Here is a 17,717-nt window from a genome sequence, read left to right as displayed (position 1 = left end):
CTGACCAGGCCGCCGGACCCGCTTCTTTCAGTTCAGGGCTTCAACATGAGCGCCCATGAGGAGGGGTTTGACCGCATCAAACAGGGATTCATGCACGACCGGGGAATCAAGGATGGCCGGCTGGTGGGCATGGAGGCGACCCTGACGCTGAATGGCCAGGGCTACGACGATTCGGCCAAGGCCCTGACCCGGGTCACTGCAGGACAGATCAACATGGTGATCGCCCCGACGGGCCTCTTTCCGACTCTGTGTAAGCGCGGGCTGGTGGCTAAGCCCTCGCAAGGATTGAAGGGCGGTGACCTGCGGCGGTTAGCCAGCCAAGGCGTTCTGGTGGACTCCAAGGGACGGCAGGTATCGAATCCGTCCCATGCCATGGGACTGGATCTCTCCCGCTCATCGCGCTGGAGGCAGGTGCCCGGCCTGCCTGATCACGCCATCCTGGGGTTGAGCAACGTAGCCGACACCATAACCTACGTCCGGGCCTTCGTCGACTATATGGATTTCGGCTGAGTTCCCGGGTCCCTTTGAACCGTGTCTGCAGCATGGATTCCCAGGGTGGATTCCCGCTCCAGCAGATGGTAGCCCACGATCACTCTGCGAGGGGTTCGGTCCGAATCTTCCTGACCCTCCTGCTGACCCACATGATCCAGCATCATGGAGATGGCCATCCGCGCCATCTCAGTGAAATCCACTGCCACGGTGGTCAGGGTGGGGACGGAGTAGGCTCCCGGTTCAATCCCGTCGAAACCGGTGACCGCGACATCCTCAGGCACCCGCAGTCCGCATTCAGCCAAGCCGCGGATGATGCCAAGGGCCAGGGCGTCATTCATGCAGCAGAGGGCATCGTAGTGCATGCCTTGGCGAGCAAGGGCATGTGCTGTCCGCCGTCCGGCCGGGGTGGACCAGTCACAGGTGACCAGGGCTTGGGAGGTATCCATGCCCAGGTCTTGCATGGTGTCCAGGGCCTGCCGATAGCGGTTCCGCCGCAACGTCACGCTCAGGGCGTGGCTGGCGCTCAGGGCTCCCTGATGGCCGCCCACCACGCCGATCCTCCGGCGCCCGCAGGCATGCAGATGGCGTATGGCTGCGGTCATTCCGTCCCTGCTGGGAGTCTCGATGGAATCGTAGCAGGCTTGGTTCTGCGCGCTCATATCGTCGAAGAGCAGGACCGGCAGCCCGTTGGCCACCTGCTGGATTTCCCGGGCGCTGTTGTGGGTGGAGCAGACGAAGAGCCCGTCGCACATGGAAGAACGCAGCTCCTGGATCTGGCGGAGCTCCTTGGCCTTGTCGTACTGGCTGACCTGGATGATCAGCTTCAGATTTTTGGCGAAGAGCCGGCTGGCCAGGGAGTTGGCCAGCCTGGCATAGTAGCCGTTCTCCAGGTCCGGCACGATCAGGGTGAAGATGCCCGACCGGCCCGAGCGCAGGGCACGAGCGGATACGTTGGTGGAGTAATGGAGGCGCTGGGCCTGCCTGATGACCTTGCGGCGTGTAAGCGGTTTGACGATGTCCATGCCGCGCAGGGCCGCAGAGGCTGTCGATGGGGATACGCCTGCGGCATCCGCCACATCCTTGAGTGTTACCACCGCTTCGCCTCCTTGCGAACTTGACCAGGAACCGACGGGTCAAGTTTGGTCCCATAGGGCGACCTACATATCGAATCGTTGCAGTAATTCTATGTCTACTACCTGCTGAACGCGCCAACAACAGTAATGATTTGACAAGGAGGTAATGGGGATTGCATAATCAAATCGTTACGATTCCTATAGGATGACGACAGGTTTCACCCTCTGCAAGTATGCAAAGACGTATGCGTAGGCAAAGCAGCCGGGGTCCTGTATGACCCGATCCGCTTGCCAGGCCTTTCAAGGGCCGGGAATGGAGAAGGAGACTGATGATGACAACCAAGGCAACCATGATGAAGGGCCTGGCCGTGCTGTCGGCGCTGGCCGTGGCGGGTACTCTCGCCGCCTGTGGCGGGGGGGGGGGGCTCCTCCACCGATGACAAGGGACGGCCCATAGTCAAGATTCTTGTGGTGAAAAATTCCAATGAAACCAAGATGGCCGACATGACTTGGGCCAAGGAGCTGGCCGCCGACTGCGGATGTTCCATTCAGTGGCACGAGGTCAGCGACGATGCCTGGGGACAGCAGAAGAATGCCTCACTGGCTGCTGGCGAGATCGACGATCTGAACATCAGGGCCTTCAACCCGGACGATGCCGTCCGCAACCCCTCGGCCTTCGAGCCTTTGGGCGATGACCTGGACAAGCTCCCCAATGTCAAGCGCTTCTTCAAGGAGCAGCCCACAGCCCGCAAGTTCGTCACTGTCGACGGCAAGGTTCGTGTTCTGCCATCCAGCCGCACCAAGGGGTTCCTGGCCTCGGGCCAGCATCTGATGATCAACCGCGTCTGGCTGGAAAAACTGGGGCTCAAGGCCCCCACCACCTGGGATGAGATGCGTACGGTTCATGGAGGCTTTCAAGACCCGCGATCCCAACGGCAACGGCAAGGCCGACGAAATCGCCTTTAACCCGCGGGCCCTGATCACCGGCAAGATCGGCGACTGGTGGAGCCCCTTCCTGATGATGAATTCGACCGGCATCGTCACCCATTTCAATTCAGGACCCTCGCAGCAGGGGATCTATCTGCGCGACGGGAAGGTCGGCAACTGGATGCAGACCGACCAGTTCCGTCAGGTCATCGCCTTCTACCGCGAGATGGTCGAGAGGGGATGGGCCCCCTCGGACTGGGTCACTGCCAAGGGAGACAAGTACAACGCCCGCAACCAATCTGACGGGCAGACCGCCACGGTGGGCATGGTCTTCGGCTGGGACGACTCTGCCCTGGGATCCTACGGGTCGGCCATGGCCCAGCAGTATGAGAGCATCCCGGTGCCCGCGGCCGACGGGGTTTCCGCCGACAAGGTGGTCTGGGACGGCTCGCGCGAGGCCAACCGCTTTGAGGACTACCACATGGCCATGTCCGCAAATGCGGCTAACAAGGATGCTGCGCTGAAGGTCATCAACCTGCTTTATTCCGAAAAGTACTCCATCCAGCAGCTCTATGGCTCCCTAACTGATGAGTACCTGGAGAAGACCGGACCGCACGCCTACCGTGTCACCGACAAGTTCCACCAGGCCCAGGACGCGGCCAGGATTCCGGCCCTGGAGGACCGGCTGGCCGGCTGGATTCCTGATGCGGTCACTGTCGAGGGCGACCGGGGCATGGACCATGTGGCTGCCGTGGACAAGGCCTATGAGGAGCAGTATAAGCACTACGACCACGAGCGGGACATGATGCCTATTTATGTGCGTATCAGCGAGGCAGATCAGAACACTGTGGCCAACAACAACACCGCCCTGTTCAACTACGCCGTGCCTGTGGTCTCCAACTGGCTGGCCAAAGGGCGCGTCCAGGATGATGCCGCTTGGCGGGACTCCCAGAGCAATCTGAAGAAGTATCAGATCGATCAGAACACCACGATCTGGCAGAAGGCCTACGACAAGGCCCTCAAGGTCAAGTAAGCCGGCCGGCGCCGCTGGCAAGGAGGTTGAATGTGCGTGCGGACAAGGAAGCGATCGAGCGCGGTAGCGACGTGCAGGTGGTGGATAACGACAAGGTGCGGGAAACCTGGCCTCTGCATAGGCGGCTGGCCTGGCATTTCCGACGATACTGGCAGCTCTGGCTCATGGCCCTGCCGGCCCTGGGCTTCACCCTGCTCTTTGCCTACGTGCCCATGTACGGCATCCAGCTGGCCTTCCGGGACTTTGTCCCCGCCAAGGGGCTGACCGGTGGCCGATGGGTGGGGCTGCAGTACTTCCGGCAGTTCTTCCAGTCGCCCCTCTTTGCCTCCACCATGATCAACACCTTCAAGATCAGCCTGGGGACGCTGGTCCTGGGGTTCATCACCCCTATCATTCTGGCCCTGCTGATCAACCAGATCGGCTCGCAGCGGATCAAGGGATTCGCCCAGACCATCACCTACATGCCTCACTTTATTTCCACTGTGGTCATCGTGGCCATGCTCAACATCTTCCTAACGCCTAATACCGGGCTGGTCGGCCGCTTCCTGGGCAAGGACAACGTCCTGGACAGCCCCGGCGCCGTGGCGCCCATCTACTGGATTAGCGAGGTCTGGCAACACTGCGGATGGAACGCCATCATCTATCTGGCGGCCCTGAGCTCGGTGGACCTGTCTCTTTACGAGGCGGCCAAGATGGACGGGGCAGGCCGGCTGCAGCTGATCCGCTACGTGGACCTGCCCACCATCATGCCCACCTGTGTGGTCCTCCTGATCATGAACATGGGCTCTGTGCTTTCGGTCGGCTTCGAAAAGGTCTGGCTGATGCAGAACGCCATGAACCTGCCGGGTTCCGAGGTCATATCCACCTATACCTTCAAGATCGGCATCCAATCTTTCCAATTCAGCTACGGAACGGCCATAGGCCTGTTCAACACGGTCATCAACTTCGTCTTCCTGGTCGGGGCCAACTGGATATCCAAGCGGGTCACCGACACCAGCATCTTCTGATCGCGCAGGTTAAGGAGGGCCATCATGACTAGCAGCAACGTCGCCCAACCGGCACCCAAGGCGGACCCTGGGGCCGTCCCGTGGAACAAGCACACCAGGCAGCAGCAGAAGCCTGGGGATCTGGCCGTCGACATCGTCATAGCCCTGCTTCTGGCCGCCACGCTTCTCGCGGTCATCTACCCGCTCTGGTTCATCGTGGTCGCATCTCTGTCCGACCAGGGGGCAGTCTCCTCGGGGCGGGTCACGCTCTGGCCCGTGGGCTTCACGCTGGCCGGCTACCAGAGGGTTTTTCAGGATGCCCGCATCTGGACCGGCTATGGAAATACGGTCCTGTACGCCGTCCTGGGCACGGCTCTGAACCTGGTGGTCACCATGCCTGCGGCCTTCGCCCTGTCACGCTTGGAGTTCAAGCCCCGCAGGGTGCTGCTCTTCCTGTTCGCCTTCACCATGTACTTCGCCGGCGGGCTCATCCCCAACTACCTGCTATACAAGCAGCTGGGCCTGCTCAACAGCATGTGGGTCTTCATCCTGCCCGGTGCCCTGAGCGTCTGGAACCTGATCATCGCCCGTTCATTCTTCGAGACCTCCATACCCGAGGACCTGCATGATGCGGCGCGAATCGACGGACTGGGCTACTTCGGCTACTTCATGAAGATCGTCATCCCCCTAAGCTCGGCCATCATCGCTGTCATCGGCCTCTACTACTTCGTGGGCCACTGGAACGACTACTTCACTGGCCTGATCTACATCCGACAGGAGGCCAAGGAGCCTCTGCAGAATGTCCTCCAGTCCATTCAGCTGGCTAACCAGACCAACCAGATGGGCACCGGCAACGGCGGCCAGAACGTCCTGCAGCAGCAACAGCTGGCTGACCAGATCAAGTATGGCGTCATCATCGTTTCCACCCTGCCCCTGCTGATTATCTACCCCTTCCTGCAAAAATACTTCGACAAAGGGGTCATGATCGGCGCGGTCAAGGGATGAGACCGTGAGCCTCATACCTGGTGTGCAGCTAGTCAGGCGAGCGGATGGGTCTGTGGCCCAGCTGCACGCCTTGGGCATGCTGAAGGATGGCGGCCGCTGGCTGGCCTATGGCGAGATCAAGACCGGGGGCAGCCGGTTTGGGGGAATCTGCTGCTATGACACTGAGGACTTCGTCCACTGGCGCGATCTGGGCTGCGTTCTGCCAGTTGGGTCGCCGGGCGGGATGACTTCTCCGGAGCGCATCGTGGAGCGGCCCCGGGTCCTGCGCTGTCCGGCCACCGGGCTCTATGTCATGTACCTGCATGTGGACGGCGAGGGGGATTACCGTTACGCCCATGTGGGCACGGCTATCAGCGAGCGGCCCGAGGGACCCTTCCGGTCCCTTTCAACCATGCGGTTTGGCATGAATGCCAGCCGCGACACCTTCGCCTTCCAGGACCGGGATGGCAGCGGGTATCTGGTTTCCGAGGACCGGGATCAGGGAACCCACATCTACCGGCTCTCAAGGGACTACCTGTCTCTGGTGGAGGATCTGGTCTGTCTGCGTGGCCAGGACGGTCGCTTCGGCTATGAGTCCCCCATCCTCCTGCACCGGAGCGGCTGGTACTACTGGTTCGGCTCGCAGTTGACCGGCTGGGATTGCAATGACAACATGGTATCCGTTTCGCGGAACCTGCGCGGACCATGGAGCCCATGGAAGCCTGTGGCGCCTCTGGGGACGCAAACCTACCAGTCGCAGTGCGACGCCATCGTGCCCCTGTCAGAGGATCCAGCCCTGCCCTGCCTGTACATCGGAGATCGGTGGCGGCCCGATCATTTGGGCGAATCCCCGCTGGTGACCCTGCCCATCCTGATTGACGACGGTTGCGTTCGTCTGCTCTGGCGGGAACAATGGGATCCAGGAAAGGGGTGGCGATGAAGCGCTTCGCGGTGGGATACGAGTTCCTGTGCCGAATCATCATGATGATATTCGTGGTCCATGTGGCCTTTCTGGCCCACACACTGCTCGGACTGGTCCTGGTTGGATTCTTCCCCTCCATGGCAGCCACCTGCACCACTTACCGGACCTGGCTGCTGGACCTGAAGGACCGTTCATGGACGGTCAGGCAGACCTGGATGACCTTCCACCGGGCTTGGCGCTCAGAACTGGCCACAGCCAACCGTTTCGGATGGCCCCAGCTCCCTGGTCTGGGCCCTCCTGATTTGGGAATACTGGCTGACCATGACCAATTACATGGGCACCCTGACGCCCGTGGTCTCCGGCTTGCTCCTCCTGCTCAACCTGCTGTATGGGCTCTTCGTTCTGCTCAGCTGGCCAGTGCGGTCCAACTTCGACGAGAGCCCGCTCTGGGCGGCCCGGACTGCACTGTCCATGGTGGCGGGGCGTCCCCTATGCTCCCTGATGGTCCTGGCCCTGCTTATGATCACGGGCTGGGCTTACTACACCTGGCCAGGTTTGGCTGTGACCTTCGGCCTGGCCGCGCCGCTCTTTGCAGACATGGCCGCCGTTTATTCCTGGGGGCGGCTGCCGGGCATGGATGTCCATGTGCTCGAACCTGCCAAGAAGCGGGTCAGCGGGTCAGGGTCCGCTTCAAAATCCGATGCTCGTTCTCGGTGATGGGCATGATGGAGCCATGGCGCTTGGTCAGTCGGCCGAAGTCCATGTCGTTGACCAAGGTCCAGTCCTGAGGCTCTCTGGAGGACAGGTCGGCCGAGCGGAAGGGCAGATAGCCCCGGCCTTCGGCGAACTGGTCGCAGATCAGGCCAAAAGGCATGGCCCGGCCGTCGGGTCCTGCGGCGTCGGCATCGTTGTAGAGGAAGAGCTCGGGGCCCTCCAGATACCGCGAGGAGTAGCGTCCCTGGCCAAAGATGTCGGTCAGGTTGGACAGGTATGACCAGGCCTGGTCATCGTCCGTGCGCACCAGCTCATGGGTGACAGCATAGGGGTTGCGGGTGCGTTCCAGGGTGATCTGGTCATCCTTGGAGGCCCGGTACCACCAGCCGTCGGGCGCCTTGAGCATGGTCGTGTCGATGATCCCGTTGCTGCGGTCGATCCATTTGACCGGGCGGGAGAAGGAAACCAGATCGGTGCTGGTGGCGTAGTACATGTTGATGCCGTCGCCCAGCTCGTTGGCCAGGTCGGCTGCGGCCGGGTCCTCGGCGCTGTCGGCGGCCGCCGTGGCCCAGAAGACTATCCACTGCTCCCTGTCGGCATCCCAGCAGGCCTCCGGTGCCCATGCCATGCCAGCCTTGGGTATGGCCGAGGCCACATCCACCAGGCGGGGTCTGCCCCAGTGGGCCAGGTCCGGCGAATCCCAGATGACCAGGCCGGTGGATCCATCCACCGTGGACCGGCCCTCCTGCCAGCCGCCCCTGTGGTAGACGGACAGGTCGGTGGCGATGATATGGAAGAGGCCGTCTGGTCCACGGACGACATAGGGGTCGCGCACACCACCCTCGCCCTCGCTCCAGGTCAGCACCGGGTCTCCCTGGGCCCGCAGGTCATGCCAGTGCAGACCGTCCCGGCTGAGGGCGAAGTAGAGCTGCTCGTCCGTCTCGGCCTGTTCGTGTCCGGTGAAGTGGACGAAGAGGTAGGCGCTGGTCGCCTCGAACGAGGGTTGCCAATCCGTAGACATGTTCCACCTTTCCTGCTTACGGCAACGGTACCGCGGCGGCGGGCGCTTCTTCGCCCCTTCGTTCCGGCCGTTCCAGGGCCGTCATGGGCGATTCTAGCTGCCGCCCTTCCTTTTGGCAGAGCCGGTCGTCCGGGCGGGTCGCGGTTTGGGCCGCACGGGTTCCTAGACTGTGGACCATGAGCAGGCATCATCGCGACCGCAGCTGGGCTCCCGACCCCGAGCCGCTGCCCGAAGGCATTGAAGTCATCGACGATCATACCCACATGGCCTCCGTGGTCCCCTTCGCCCAGGAGATGGATCGGCAGGCCAGGGAGCGCGGGCAAAATCCGGTCCCCGTTCGCACGGTCGACCAGCAGCTGGAAAGGGCCCGGGCTGTGGGCGTGGTCGGGGCCATCGACGTAGGCTGCGAGCTGCCCCATCTGCAGACGGCTGTGGACCTGGCCCTGGCCCATCCCGGGGTGGTTCACGCGGCCCTGGCCATCCATCCCAATGAGGCCGTCCTGCACGGCCATCGAGGGGTGCCGGGGCCGGATGGACTGCCACTGCAATATCAGCCCTGGCATGAGGTTTCTTTCGAGCAGGCGCTTGAGGAGGTCGCCCGTCTGGCTCGCGCATATCCCGACCAGGTGGTGGCCATCGGGGAGACGGGCATGGACCTCTTCCGAACAGGACAGGGGGCCGAAGAAATCCAACGCCAGGCCTTCCGCGAACACATCGCCCTGGCCAAGGAGCTGGACCTGCCTGTGCAGATCCACGACCGCGACGCTCACCGCCAGGTCGTCGAGACCCTGCTGGAGGACGGCGCTCCCGAGCGCACGATTTTCCACTCTTATTCGGGGGATGCGAAGATGGCTCAGGTCGCTGCCGAGCATGACTGGTATTTGAGTTTCTCGGGGACAGTCTCCTACAAGGGCAACGAGGGAATCCGCCAGGCCCTGTCTGTGGTCGGCATGGACCACATCATGGTGGAGACCGATGCGCCCTATCTGAGTCCCATGCCCTACCGGGGGCGCACTAACTCCCCATACATGATTCCCTACACCCTGCGTGCCATGGCCGATGCCTTGGACTGCCCCCTGGCTCAGGTGGCCAAAGCGACGGCAGCCACCACGCGCCGGGTTTTCGGGCTGTGAGGGGTGTCCGATGGACGGTGCCGGACCGGGACTAAGCTAATGGTGTGTCGCGGTCTGAATCGTCCCTGCAGAGTGTGGGGGGAGAGTGCTACGGTTGTCGTCGCACGTGTGCGCGAACAGCAACATACGGCACCCGGAAGTAGATGAGTGAAGGCATTGGCCGATGGAGGGCTCTATGGCGGATGAGCGGCATGAGTTGGCGGCTCAGGATGATGGCAGGGGCGCTGACGAACCACCCCGGTTATCCGGTGAAAAAGCGGCGAAGCCGACGACGGCCCGCCGTAAAGGTCGGCCGACGAAAGAATCGATACTTCCTCAGGAGAGCTTCACCAAGGCTCCCAAGATCTCGGCCAAGTCCCGCACCCGGGAGGAGGAGAACGAGCTCAAGCGGGTTCGGCGCGAGGCCCAACGGGCGGCCCAGCGTCGCCGCATCCCGCCGAAGGGTCCTCTGGGCCGCTGGTGGCGGCGGGTGCAGTCCTCGCCAGACAGAATCAGCCTGGGCATGTGCATCGTGGCCCTGGGCGTGGTATACGGCGACATCGGCACCTCGCCCCTGTACACTATGCAGGCCTTCGTGGCCGGCCAGGGCGGCATGGCCCGTGTGGACAGGCCGGCCGTGCTGGGTATGCTCTCCTTGGTCTTCTGGTCCATCACGCTGATCACCACGGTCAAATACGTCCTGGTGGCCATGCGCATCGACAACAAGGGCGAGGGCGGCATCTTCGCCCTGTACACCCTGGTTCGGCACTACGGCAAATGGCTGGCCATTCCGGCCATGGTCGGTGGTGCAGCCTTCCTGGCTGATTCGGTGCTGACTCCTGCGGTCTCCATCTCCTCGGCAGTCGAAGGCCTTAAGACCATCCCCATCCTGACTCCGATCTTCCGTGAAAACGGGAACCTGACCATGGTCATCACTTTCGTGATCATCCTGATCCTGTTTGCCGTCCAATCGCGCGGAACCGAGCGGATCGGCAAGGTCTTCGGCAGCGTGGTCATGGTCTGGTTCGCCTTCCTGGCCCTGATCGGCATCTACTGCATCGGCAACGACTGGTCCATCTTCGAGGCTCTGAACCCGGTCTACGGGATTCGCTTCCTCTTCAGCCCGCAGAACCCGGTGGGCCTGACCATCATGGGCACGGTTTTCCTGTCGACTACGGGAGCCGAGGCCCTCTACTCCGACATGGGCCACGTGGGCCGTGGCAACATCTACGCCACCTGGCCCTTCATCAACATCGCCTTGGTCTTCAATTACTTCGGCCAGGGGGCGTGGATTCTGCGCAACACCGACAATCAGGCCCTGCAGGGCGTGGACGGACTCAACCCCTTCTTCCAGATGATGCCCACCACCGTGCGCTACGTGGCGGTTCTTCTGTCGGTGACGGCCGGTGTCATCGCTTCGCAGGCCCTGATCACGGGCGCCTTCACCATGGTCTCGGAGGCCACCGGCCTCAACTGGATGCCCCACCTGCAGGTACGCTACCCGGCGCGTACTCGCGGCCAGCTCTACATCCCTACCATCAACTGGGTCCTGTGCGCGGCCACGCTGACGGTGCTGGCTATCTTCAAGGATTCCGAGCACATCTCGGCCGCCTATGGACTGGCCCTGACGGTGACCATGATCACCACGACCGTCCTGCTGGCCGACTACATCTGGCACGATGGCAAGCGCGTGTTCTCTCTGCTCTTCGCCTTGGTCTTCCTGGCCATCCAGATCCTCTTCTTCATGGCCTCCATGGCCAAGTTCATGCACGGCGGCTGGTTCACCATGCTGCTGACCGCGGCCATCCTCTACATCATGTACACCTGGGATGTGGGTACCAAGGTGGAGCGCTCGCAACGGCGGCATATGACGGCCAAGGAGTGTCTGCCCGCCCTGGAGATGCTCCACAATGACTTCCGCGTTCCCTACTACGCAGACAACCTGGTCTATCTGACCTCGGATGCGGAGATGCGACGGCTGGACACCGACATCTTCTTCTCCATCTTCGCCAACCGGCCCAAGCGGGCTCGCGCCTGGTGGGCCGTCTCGGTCCAGACCACGGACGCCCCCTACACCCGCAAGTATTCGGTGGAGAACTTCGGCACCAACTACCTCTTCCGTGTGCGTATGAGGCTGGGCTTCAAGGTGGACCAGAATGTGGCCACCTACCTGCACCAGATCATGCACGAGCTGATTGACAGCGGCGAGCTACCCAAGCAGCCTTCCATCTATCCCAAGGTGGACGAGGATCCGCAGATCGGCACGGTCACCTATGTGCTGGTTCATAAGGCCCTGATGCCCGAGTCCAAGATCGACTCCCGCGGTGCCTTCTCGCTGAAGGTCAAGTACGCCATCCGCAAGGTGGCGGGCTCGCCGATCAAGTGGTTCGGCCTGGCTCCCTACAACCCCATCGTGGAGGTGCAGCCCCTGTTCGTCTCCACCAGGGCGGTTCCCAAGCTGACGCGCGTGGTCCTGCCCTCCCGCAAGATCAAGGGCGGCAAGCACCACAAGGGCTGAATGAGTGGAATCTCACCCCGGGGAGCCTGGCTCAAATCGAGTCCGGGCCATAGAATTGACGGCATGGAACCTGGTGCCCGGCCTTTCCGGGCTACCGTCGAAAGGTGATGTGATGACACAAGCTCAAGCCAATATCGGAGTCGTGGGTCTGGCCGCCATGGGTGCCAGCCTGTCCAGGAACCTGGCACGGCACGGCAATACCGTAGCGGTCTACAACCGCCACTATTCGCGCACCGAGACCCTGATCAACGATCATGGCCAGGAGGGCCGGTTCGTTCCGGCCAAGACCCTGCAGGAGTTCGTGGCCTCGCTGACCAAGCCCCGTACGGCCATCATCATGGTCAAGGCCGGGGATCCCACCGACCAGATGATCAATGACCTGGCCGACCTGATGGGGCCTGGTGACATCATCGTCGATGCCGGCAATGCTTACTTCAAGGACACCATCCGCCGGGAGAAGGCCATCCGGGCCCGTGGGCTGCACTTCGTGGGCTGCGGCGTCTCGGGCGGCGAGCAGGGCGCCCTCCTGGGGCCCTCCATGATGCCCGGCGGGACCGATGAGTCCTGGAAGACCCTGGGGCCCATCCTGGAGTCCATCGCCGCCAAGGTCGATAGGGAACCCTGCGTCACCCACATCGGTACCGACGGTGCGGGCCACTTCGTCAAGATGGTCCACAACGGCATCGAGTACGCCGACATGCAGGTGATCGCCGAGTCCTATGACCTGATGCGCCGGGGCCTGGGCATGGAGCCCGAGGCCATCGCCCAGGTCTTCGAAGAGTGGAACCAGGGGGATCTGAACTCCTACCTGGTGCAGATCACTGCTGAAGTGCTCCATCACACCGATGCTGCCACCGGCAAGCCCTTTATCGACATCGTCACCGACCAGGCTGGCATGAAGGGCACCGGCACCTGGACCGTGCAGACCGCGTTGGATCTTGCCGTGCCCGTGACCGGCATTGGCGAGGCCGTCTTCGCCCGGGGACTGTCCTCTTCGCCCGAGCTGCGCAGCCAAGCGGCCCAGGAGGGCCTGAAGGGGCCGCAGCCCAAGGCCGTCATGGCCGACCTGGCCGCCGATCCCGAGGCTCGCAAGTCCTTCATTGAGGACATCCGTCAGGCCCTCTACGCCTCCAAGATCGTGGCCTACGCCCAGGGGTTCAACGAGATGCAGGAGGGCGCCCAGGTCTACGGCTGGAAGCTGGACATGGGTGCCATCGCCCGCATCTGGCGTGGCGGCTGCATCATTCGGGCCAAGTTCCTGAACCGGATCTCCGATGCTTACGCCTCTGGACGTGAGCCGGGTTCCCTGCTCTTCGATCCCTTCTTCAAGCAGGCGGTCGAGCAGGCCCAGGATTCCTGGCGGCGTGTCGTGGCCCGTGCCACCCAGGCCGGCATCCCCATCCCCGTTTTCGCCAGCTCCCTGTCCTATTACGACGGGCTGCGTTCCGATAGGCTCCCTGCCGCCCTGATTCAGGGCCAGCGTGACCTCTTCGGGGCCCACACTTATGGGCGTGTGGATCAGCCAGGTGCCTTCCACACCCTCTGGGCCGAGGACAAGTCCGAGATCAAGCAGGACTGAGCTTCTCGCCAGAATCGCAAGGGGTCCGAGCAGCCGCTGAGACGGCAGCGCGGACCTCTTTTTATCATCCTGTCAGCGGATCTTGGCTGTGGATTCCCGGACCACCAGCCGGCAGGCGGCGGTCGTCCGGGTGGGGGGATGATTCTCATCGCTTCCCTGCAGACGGGTCAGCAGGGCATCCACCGCCTTGCGGGCCAGGTCGTCCTTGTCGGTGCTGATAGTGGTCAGCGAGGGTATGTAGGACTCTCCCTCCTGAATGCCGTCGAATCCCACGACGGCCAGGTCCCTGGGGACCTCCACGCCGCATTCGTGCAGTCCACGAATCAGACCTAAGGCCAGAGAGTCGGTCATACAGAAGATGCCGTCAAAGGGCTGGCCGGATGTGTCCGCCAGATGATGGCCCAGGTCGCGCGCCATTTCTCCGTCCCAGCGGTCCAGGGGCAGGAAGTCTTTGGGACGGGCCTTGATTCCGGCGGCTTTCATAGCCTTCAGACAGCCGGCCACCCTGCGGCCGTGGACCGAGTGCTGTTGGACCGGATCGGTGCTGGCCGTCATGTCGGCACCCACCACGCCTATTCGTCGGCATCCGCAGTCCAGCAGGTGCTGCACAGCCATGGCGGCTCCCTCGAACCCGGCCGTCATGACCGAATCGAAGACCGGCTCGGCTGAGGGGTCGTCCAGCAGCACCAGAGGCTTGCCATCGGCCAGCTCCTGCATCTCCTCATTGGTGATGCTGCCCGGACTGAAGATGGTGCCGTCGCAGAGCTGGCTGGTCACATGCCGGAGAATGGAGACCTCGTCCTGTTTGGAGTTGGAGGTCTGCTGAATGATGGCCTGCATACCGTGGGCGTTGATCTGCCGGGAGATGGCTGCACTCATCTGCGCGGGATAAGGCTTGTCCAGCTCGAAGATGGCCACGCCGATGATTCCGCTCTTGCCTGAGCGCAGGCTCCTGGCCGACAGATTGGCTGAGTAGCGGAGCTTGTGGGCGGCAAGCAGGACCCTGCGCCTGGTGTCATCCGCTATGCGTTTATCGCCTCGAAGGGCATAGGAAGCAGTGGCCCGAGAGACCTGCGCCTCCTTGGCTACATCGCTCATCGTCACCATCTCGCACCTTTCCCGGGGTTCAGCCATTATCCTAGGCACGTGGGTGGCCTTATCAGAATATAGTTGACACGATTCAATCAATGTGATATACCATATTGTGACTGGAGTTGAATCGTGTCAATCCCCGGGTCTCGACGTTGAACAGCCCGGAGAGATGTTCAGAGGATTGATTGCAAGGAGGAGTCATGAAGCTGAAGCGAGCATGGAGGGGCATAGCTGCGGCGCTGGGTGTCGGCATGTTGGTGTCGGCCATGGGTGCCTGCGGGGCTGGCGGCGCTGACGGGTCCAAGACTGCGCTGACCTTCCTGTCATGGAACAACGAACAGGTGATGAGGCCATACATCGACCAATTCGAGCAGCAGAACCCAGGGATCAAGGTGGACTTCAGCTATTCGCCGCCTACCCCTGAGTACATCCAGACCCTGCAGACCCGACTGGTCGGTAACCAGGCCCCGGATGTGTTCATCATCACCTCCGAGAATAAGGCTGACCTGATCAAGAACGGCTACGTGCGCGACCTGACCAACGAGCCCTTCATGCACAACATCTCTCAGGCCAACAAGGACTTCGTCAGCCATCAGGGCAAGGTCTACGGCATGTCCGTGTCCTCCTGGGCCTCAGGAATCGTCTACAACAAGGACCTTCTGGCCAAGGCGGGCGCCAAGGAGGTCCCAGAGACCTGGGATGGCTTCCTGCAGCTGTGCAAGAAGCTCAAGGCCGCTGGGGTCACGCCCTTCCTGGAGACCATCGCCGATGGCCCCAGCAGGATTCCCGATGCCTTCATGGGCTCGCAGTTCGACAGGGACAAGGTTGATGTGACCAGCCTGATCGACCGCCGCCCTCAAAAGCCCGGCGGCGACCAACGTGAGGCGGTTGCGGCCTGGATGAAGCTCTACGACCAGGGCCTGGTCACCCGTGACACGGTCGGCATCAGCGGCGACGATATGAAGACCCAGTTCATCAACGGCCAGGTGGCCATGATCTGCACCGGCCCCTGGGACCTGCCATCCATAGGCCAGGCTGGGCTCAAGTATGGCATGGCCCCCATGCCGCTTATGGAGAGGAACACGGTCAACTACGCACAGGGGTCGCCATCGCCCGCCTACGCCATATACTCCCGCCTCAAGGGCGACAAGCTCAAGGCTGCCCAGAAGTTCCTGACCTTCATGGACAGCCACTGGGCCTTGCAGCGTTCGGCCGACAACGGGGATGCCATCACGGTCCAGGGGTTCAAGGCCAAGGTCAAGCCCGAGTATGAGCAGGTCTACCGGACCAACGTGCAGCCGGGCCACTACTTCCTGCTCATGAACTTCTATGCCAAGCCGGATGTGCTGACCACCGTCCGCCAGTCCGAGACCCAGCAGCTGGTCCAGGGGTCCATCAATCTGGATCAGTGGGCCAAGGCTATCGACGACAAGATGGCCTCGGTCAAGTAGGAAGGGGCTGGACCATGGCTTCACAATCTGCGGCGGAGCGTGCCAACGCCCATCGACGGCGCACGCTCGGCCTGCGGCAGGATCTGACCTCTTTCTGGTTCCTCCTGCCTATTTTGGCCGTCTTCGTCGTTCTCTTCGCCGTGCCGCTGGCGCAGACCATCATCTACTCGATGACCGACTTCAACGGCTACAGCCTGAACATGCACTATGTGGGCTGGAAGAACTACCACAGCGTGTTCACCGACGCCTCGACCATGCAGGGACTTGTGTTCACCATCCTGTACGCCGTGGCCCAGACGGTCCTGGTGACCATCTTCGCCATCCCTTTGGCTGTTACGCTTAACCGGAAGTTTTGGGGCCGCAACTTCGCCCGTTCCCTGTTCTTCTTCTTCAGCGTGCCATCGCTGGCCATCATGGGCATGGTCTGGAAGTACATCTTCTCGCCCATGAAGTCAGGCGTCTTCAACACCGTCCTGGGTGTCTTCGGCCTTGGGCCGGTACCCTGGCTGTCCAATTCGACCCTGGCCCGGTGCTGCGTCATCTTCATCGCAGTCTGGGCGCAGATAGGCTGGCACGCCACGCTCTACCTGGCCTTCCTGCAATCCATTCCCGAAGACCTCTATGAGCAGGCCACGGTGGACGGGGCCAGCAGCCGCCAGCAGTTCGTCCACATCACCCTGCCTCAGCTAATCCCGGGCATCGTCACCTCCAGCTTCCTGCTTATGTCAGGCGGCCTCAAGGTCTACGACCTGCCCTACACCATGACCAAGGGCGGCCCCGGGTACTCCACCTATACGGTTACCCAGTCCATCATTCAACAGGGTATCGGCCAGTCCCAGTATGGGCTGGGCTCGGCTCTAGCAGTCCTGTTCACCGTGGCCACGGCCCTTGTGGTCTTCGCTCAGATGGGCGCCGCCAGTCTGATTTCCAGGAGGTTCCAATGAGTAGCAGCAAGAGCCCGACCCTGACCCTGAGCCAGCGGGAACGGCAGCGTTCGGCGGTCAGGAGCCTGGTGGTGCTGATCATCGCCCTGATCTGCGCCGTGCCCCTCTGGTACATCCTGATCAACACTTTCAAGACCGTCCCCGACATGGCCACCAATCCCCTGGGCCTGCCCAAGCAGTGGACGCTGCGCAACTACACGCGGGCCTTCGCCACGGTGCCCATTGTCCGAAGCCTGGTCAACACCCTGATTGTCACCTTCTTCGGCGTTCTCCTCCAGGTGCTGATCGGAGCTTTGGCCGCCTATGGGATGATCCTGCGCAAGTCGATTTTCACCTCGGTCATCGGTGTGATTCTCATGATCGCCTTCGTCATTCCGACCCAGTCCACCCTGATTCCCCTCTACCGGATGGAGTCCAGCGTGGGGCTGGTCAACACGCTCCTGGGCCTGATCGTCATGTACCTGGGCGGGGCGGTCTTCTGCTACTTCCTGATTGTGGGCTACATGCAGTCCCTGCCCTTCGAGGTCATTGAGGCCGCCAGGATCGACGGGGCCGGGCCCCTAAGGATCTTCTGGAGCATTGTGCTGCCCCTGATCAGGCCCATCCTGACCACAGTGGTGGTCTTTCAGACCATGTCGACCTGGAACGACTTCATGACGGCCAACGTCTTCATCAGCAGCTCCAACCTGCGCACCATCGTCCTGCAGGTCTACAACGCAGTCGGCCAGTTCACCACTGACTGGCCCAGCTTCATGACCATTACGGTCCTGGCCCTGATTCCGGTCTTCGTTTTCTTCATCTTCTGCCAGAAGTGGATCGTCTCCGGGCTGGTTGCCGGAGCGGTCAAGGGGTAAGGCGACCAATCGGAA

Annotated in this window: 16 protein-coding genes and 1 pseudogene; 14 read left to right on the top strand and 3 right to left on the bottom strand. The window is 62.1% G+C overall.

Annotated elements, in window-relative coordinates; all coding sequences use genetic code 11:
* Nucleotides 1–45 precede the first annotated feature (45 nt).
* Nucleotides 46–510, top strand: a complete 465-nt coding sequence (locus tag J3T93_RS05240; protein WP_267430826.1) for a hypothetical protein — start codon at nucleotides 46–48, stop codon at nucleotides 508–510.
* Here the strand turns inward: J3T93_RS05240 and J3T93_RS05235 are convergent.
* A complete protein-coding gene (locus tag J3T93_RS05235; protein ID WP_267430825.1) occupies nucleotides 492–1,586 on the bottom strand; it encodes a LacI family DNA-binding transcriptional regulator in 1,095 nt (364 codons plus the stop codon). The genes J3T93_RS05240 and J3T93_RS05235 overlap by 19 nt on opposite strands.
* Nucleotides 1,587–2,060: 474 nt before the next feature.
* Here J3T93_RS05235 and J3T93_RS05230 point away from each other — a divergent pair, with 474 nt between their 5' ends.
* The 7 genes and pseudogenes from J3T93_RS05230 (at nucleotide 2,061) to J3T93_RS05200 (ending at nucleotide 7,134) form a co-directional block, all read left to right on the top strand.
* Nucleotides 2,061–2,531, top strand: coding sequence for a hypothetical protein (locus tag J3T93_RS05230; protein WP_267430824.1), 471 nt, complete (start codon nucleotides 2,061–2,063; stop codon nucleotides 2,529–2,531).
* Entirely contained in the window at nucleotides 2,470–3,525 is a 1,056-nt protein-coding gene (locus J3T93_RS05225; RefSeq protein ID WP_267430823.1) for a hypothetical protein, read from the top strand. Before J3T93_RS05230 ends, J3T93_RS05225 begins: the two co-directional genes overlap by 62 nt.
* A 71-nt stretch (nucleotides 3,526–3,596) precedes the next feature.
* Nucleotides 3,597–4,532: an ABC transporter permease gene (locus J3T93_RS05220; protein WP_267430968.1), complete on the top strand. Its 936-nt coding sequence runs from the start codon at nucleotides 3,597–3,599 to the stop codon at nucleotides 4,530–4,532.
* A 24-nt stretch (nucleotides 4,533–4,556) separates the two neighbouring features.
* A complete protein-coding gene (locus J3T93_RS05215; protein WP_267430822.1) occupies nucleotides 4,557–5,516 on the top strand; it encodes a carbohydrate ABC transporter permease in 960 nt (319 codons plus the stop codon).
* Between the two features lie 4 nt (nucleotides 5,517–5,520).
* Nucleotides 5,521–6,435 carry a family 43 glycosylhydrolase gene (locus J3T93_RS05210; RefSeq protein ID WP_267430821.1) on the top strand — a complete coding sequence of 305 codons (915 nt, stop codon included), beginning with the start codon at nucleotides 5,521–5,523 and terminating at the stop codon, nucleotides 6,433–6,435.
* Nucleotides 6,408–6,632, top strand: a pseudogene (locus tag J3T93_RS05205) (DUF624 domain-containing protein); the annotation flags it as partial. The gene J3T93_RS05210 and the pseudogene J3T93_RS05205, both read left to right, overlap by 28 nt.
* Before the next feature lie 106 nt (nucleotides 6,633–6,738).
* The gene (locus J3T93_RS05200; RefSeq protein ID WP_267430980.1) at nucleotides 6,739–7,134 is read left to right on the top strand and encodes a hypothetical protein; all 396 of its coding nucleotides are present in this window, start codon (nucleotides 6,739–6,741) and stop codon (nucleotides 7,132–7,134) included.
* On the opposite strand, the gene J3T93_RS05195 is transcribed toward J3T93_RS05200, so the two are convergent.
* A complete protein-coding gene (locus tag J3T93_RS05195; RefSeq protein ID WP_267430820.1) occupies nucleotides 7,088–8,152 on the bottom strand; it encodes a glycoside hydrolase family 43 protein in 1,065 nt (354 codons plus the stop codon). The genes J3T93_RS05200 and J3T93_RS05195 overlap by 47 nt on opposite strands.
* Before the next feature lie 176 nt (nucleotides 8,153–8,328).
* Here J3T93_RS05195 and J3T93_RS05190 point away from each other — a divergent pair, with 176 nt between their 5' ends.
* The 3 genes from J3T93_RS05190 to gndA all read left to right on the top strand — a co-directional run bounded on the left by J3T93_RS05190 (nucleotide 8,329) and on the right by gndA (nucleotide 13,361).
* Nucleotides 8,329–9,285 carry a TatD family hydrolase gene (locus tag J3T93_RS05190; protein ID WP_267430819.1) on the top strand — a complete coding sequence of 319 codons (957 nt, stop codon included), beginning with the start codon at nucleotides 8,329–8,331 and terminating at the stop codon, nucleotides 9,283–9,285.
* A gap of 175 nt (nucleotides 9,286–9,460) precedes the next feature.
* Nucleotides 9,461–11,782, top strand: coding sequence for a KUP/HAK/KT family potassium transporter (locus J3T93_RS05185; protein WP_267430818.1), 2,322 nt, complete (start codon nucleotides 9,461–9,463; stop codon nucleotides 11,780–11,782).
* 112 nt (nucleotides 11,783–11,894) lie between these two features.
* A complete protein-coding gene (gene gndA / locus J3T93_RS05180; protein ID WP_267430817.1) occupies nucleotides 11,895–13,361 on the top strand; it encodes an NADP-dependent phosphogluconate dehydrogenase in 1,467 nt (488 codons plus the stop codon).
* A 72-nt stretch (nucleotides 13,362–13,433) separates the two neighbouring features.
* Here gndA and J3T93_RS05175 read toward each other — a convergent pair whose 3' ends face one another.
* Entirely contained in the window at nucleotides 13,434–14,468 is a 1,035-nt protein-coding gene (locus J3T93_RS05175; protein ID WP_267430816.1) for a LacI family DNA-binding transcriptional regulator, read from the bottom strand.
* A gap of 185 nt (nucleotides 14,469–14,653) precedes the next feature.
* Between J3T93_RS05175 and J3T93_RS05170 the strand changes: the two genes are divergently transcribed.
* The 3 genes from J3T93_RS05170 to J3T93_RS05160 are packed head-to-tail and all read left to right on the top strand — an operon-like array spanning nucleotide 14,654 to nucleotide 17,702.
* A complete protein-coding gene (locus J3T93_RS05170; protein WP_267400403.1) occupies nucleotides 14,654–15,904 on the top strand; it encodes an ABC transporter substrate-binding protein in 1,251 nt (416 codons plus the stop codon).
* A gap of 14 nt (nucleotides 15,905–15,918) precedes the next feature.
* Entirely contained in the window at nucleotides 15,919–16,848 is a 930-nt protein-coding gene (locus J3T93_RS05165; RefSeq protein WP_267430814.1) for a carbohydrate ABC transporter permease, read from the top strand.
* The gene (locus tag J3T93_RS05160; protein ID WP_267430813.1) at nucleotides 16,845–17,702 is read left to right on the top strand and encodes a carbohydrate ABC transporter permease; all 858 of its coding nucleotides are present in this window, start codon (nucleotides 16,845–16,847) and stop codon (nucleotides 17,700–17,702) included. Before J3T93_RS05165 ends, J3T93_RS05160 begins: the two co-directional genes overlap by 4 nt.
* Nucleotides 17,703–17,717: the final 15 nt, after the last annotated feature.

Origin of the sequence: Bifidobacterium sp. B4111, assembly GCF_026537235.1 — a bacterium.
In the GTDB taxonomy this organism is placed as follows: Bacteria; Actinomycetota; Actinomycetes; order Actinomycetales; family Bifidobacteriaceae; genus Bombiscardovia.
This window is presented reverse-complemented; position numbering and strand designations above follow the sequence as displayed.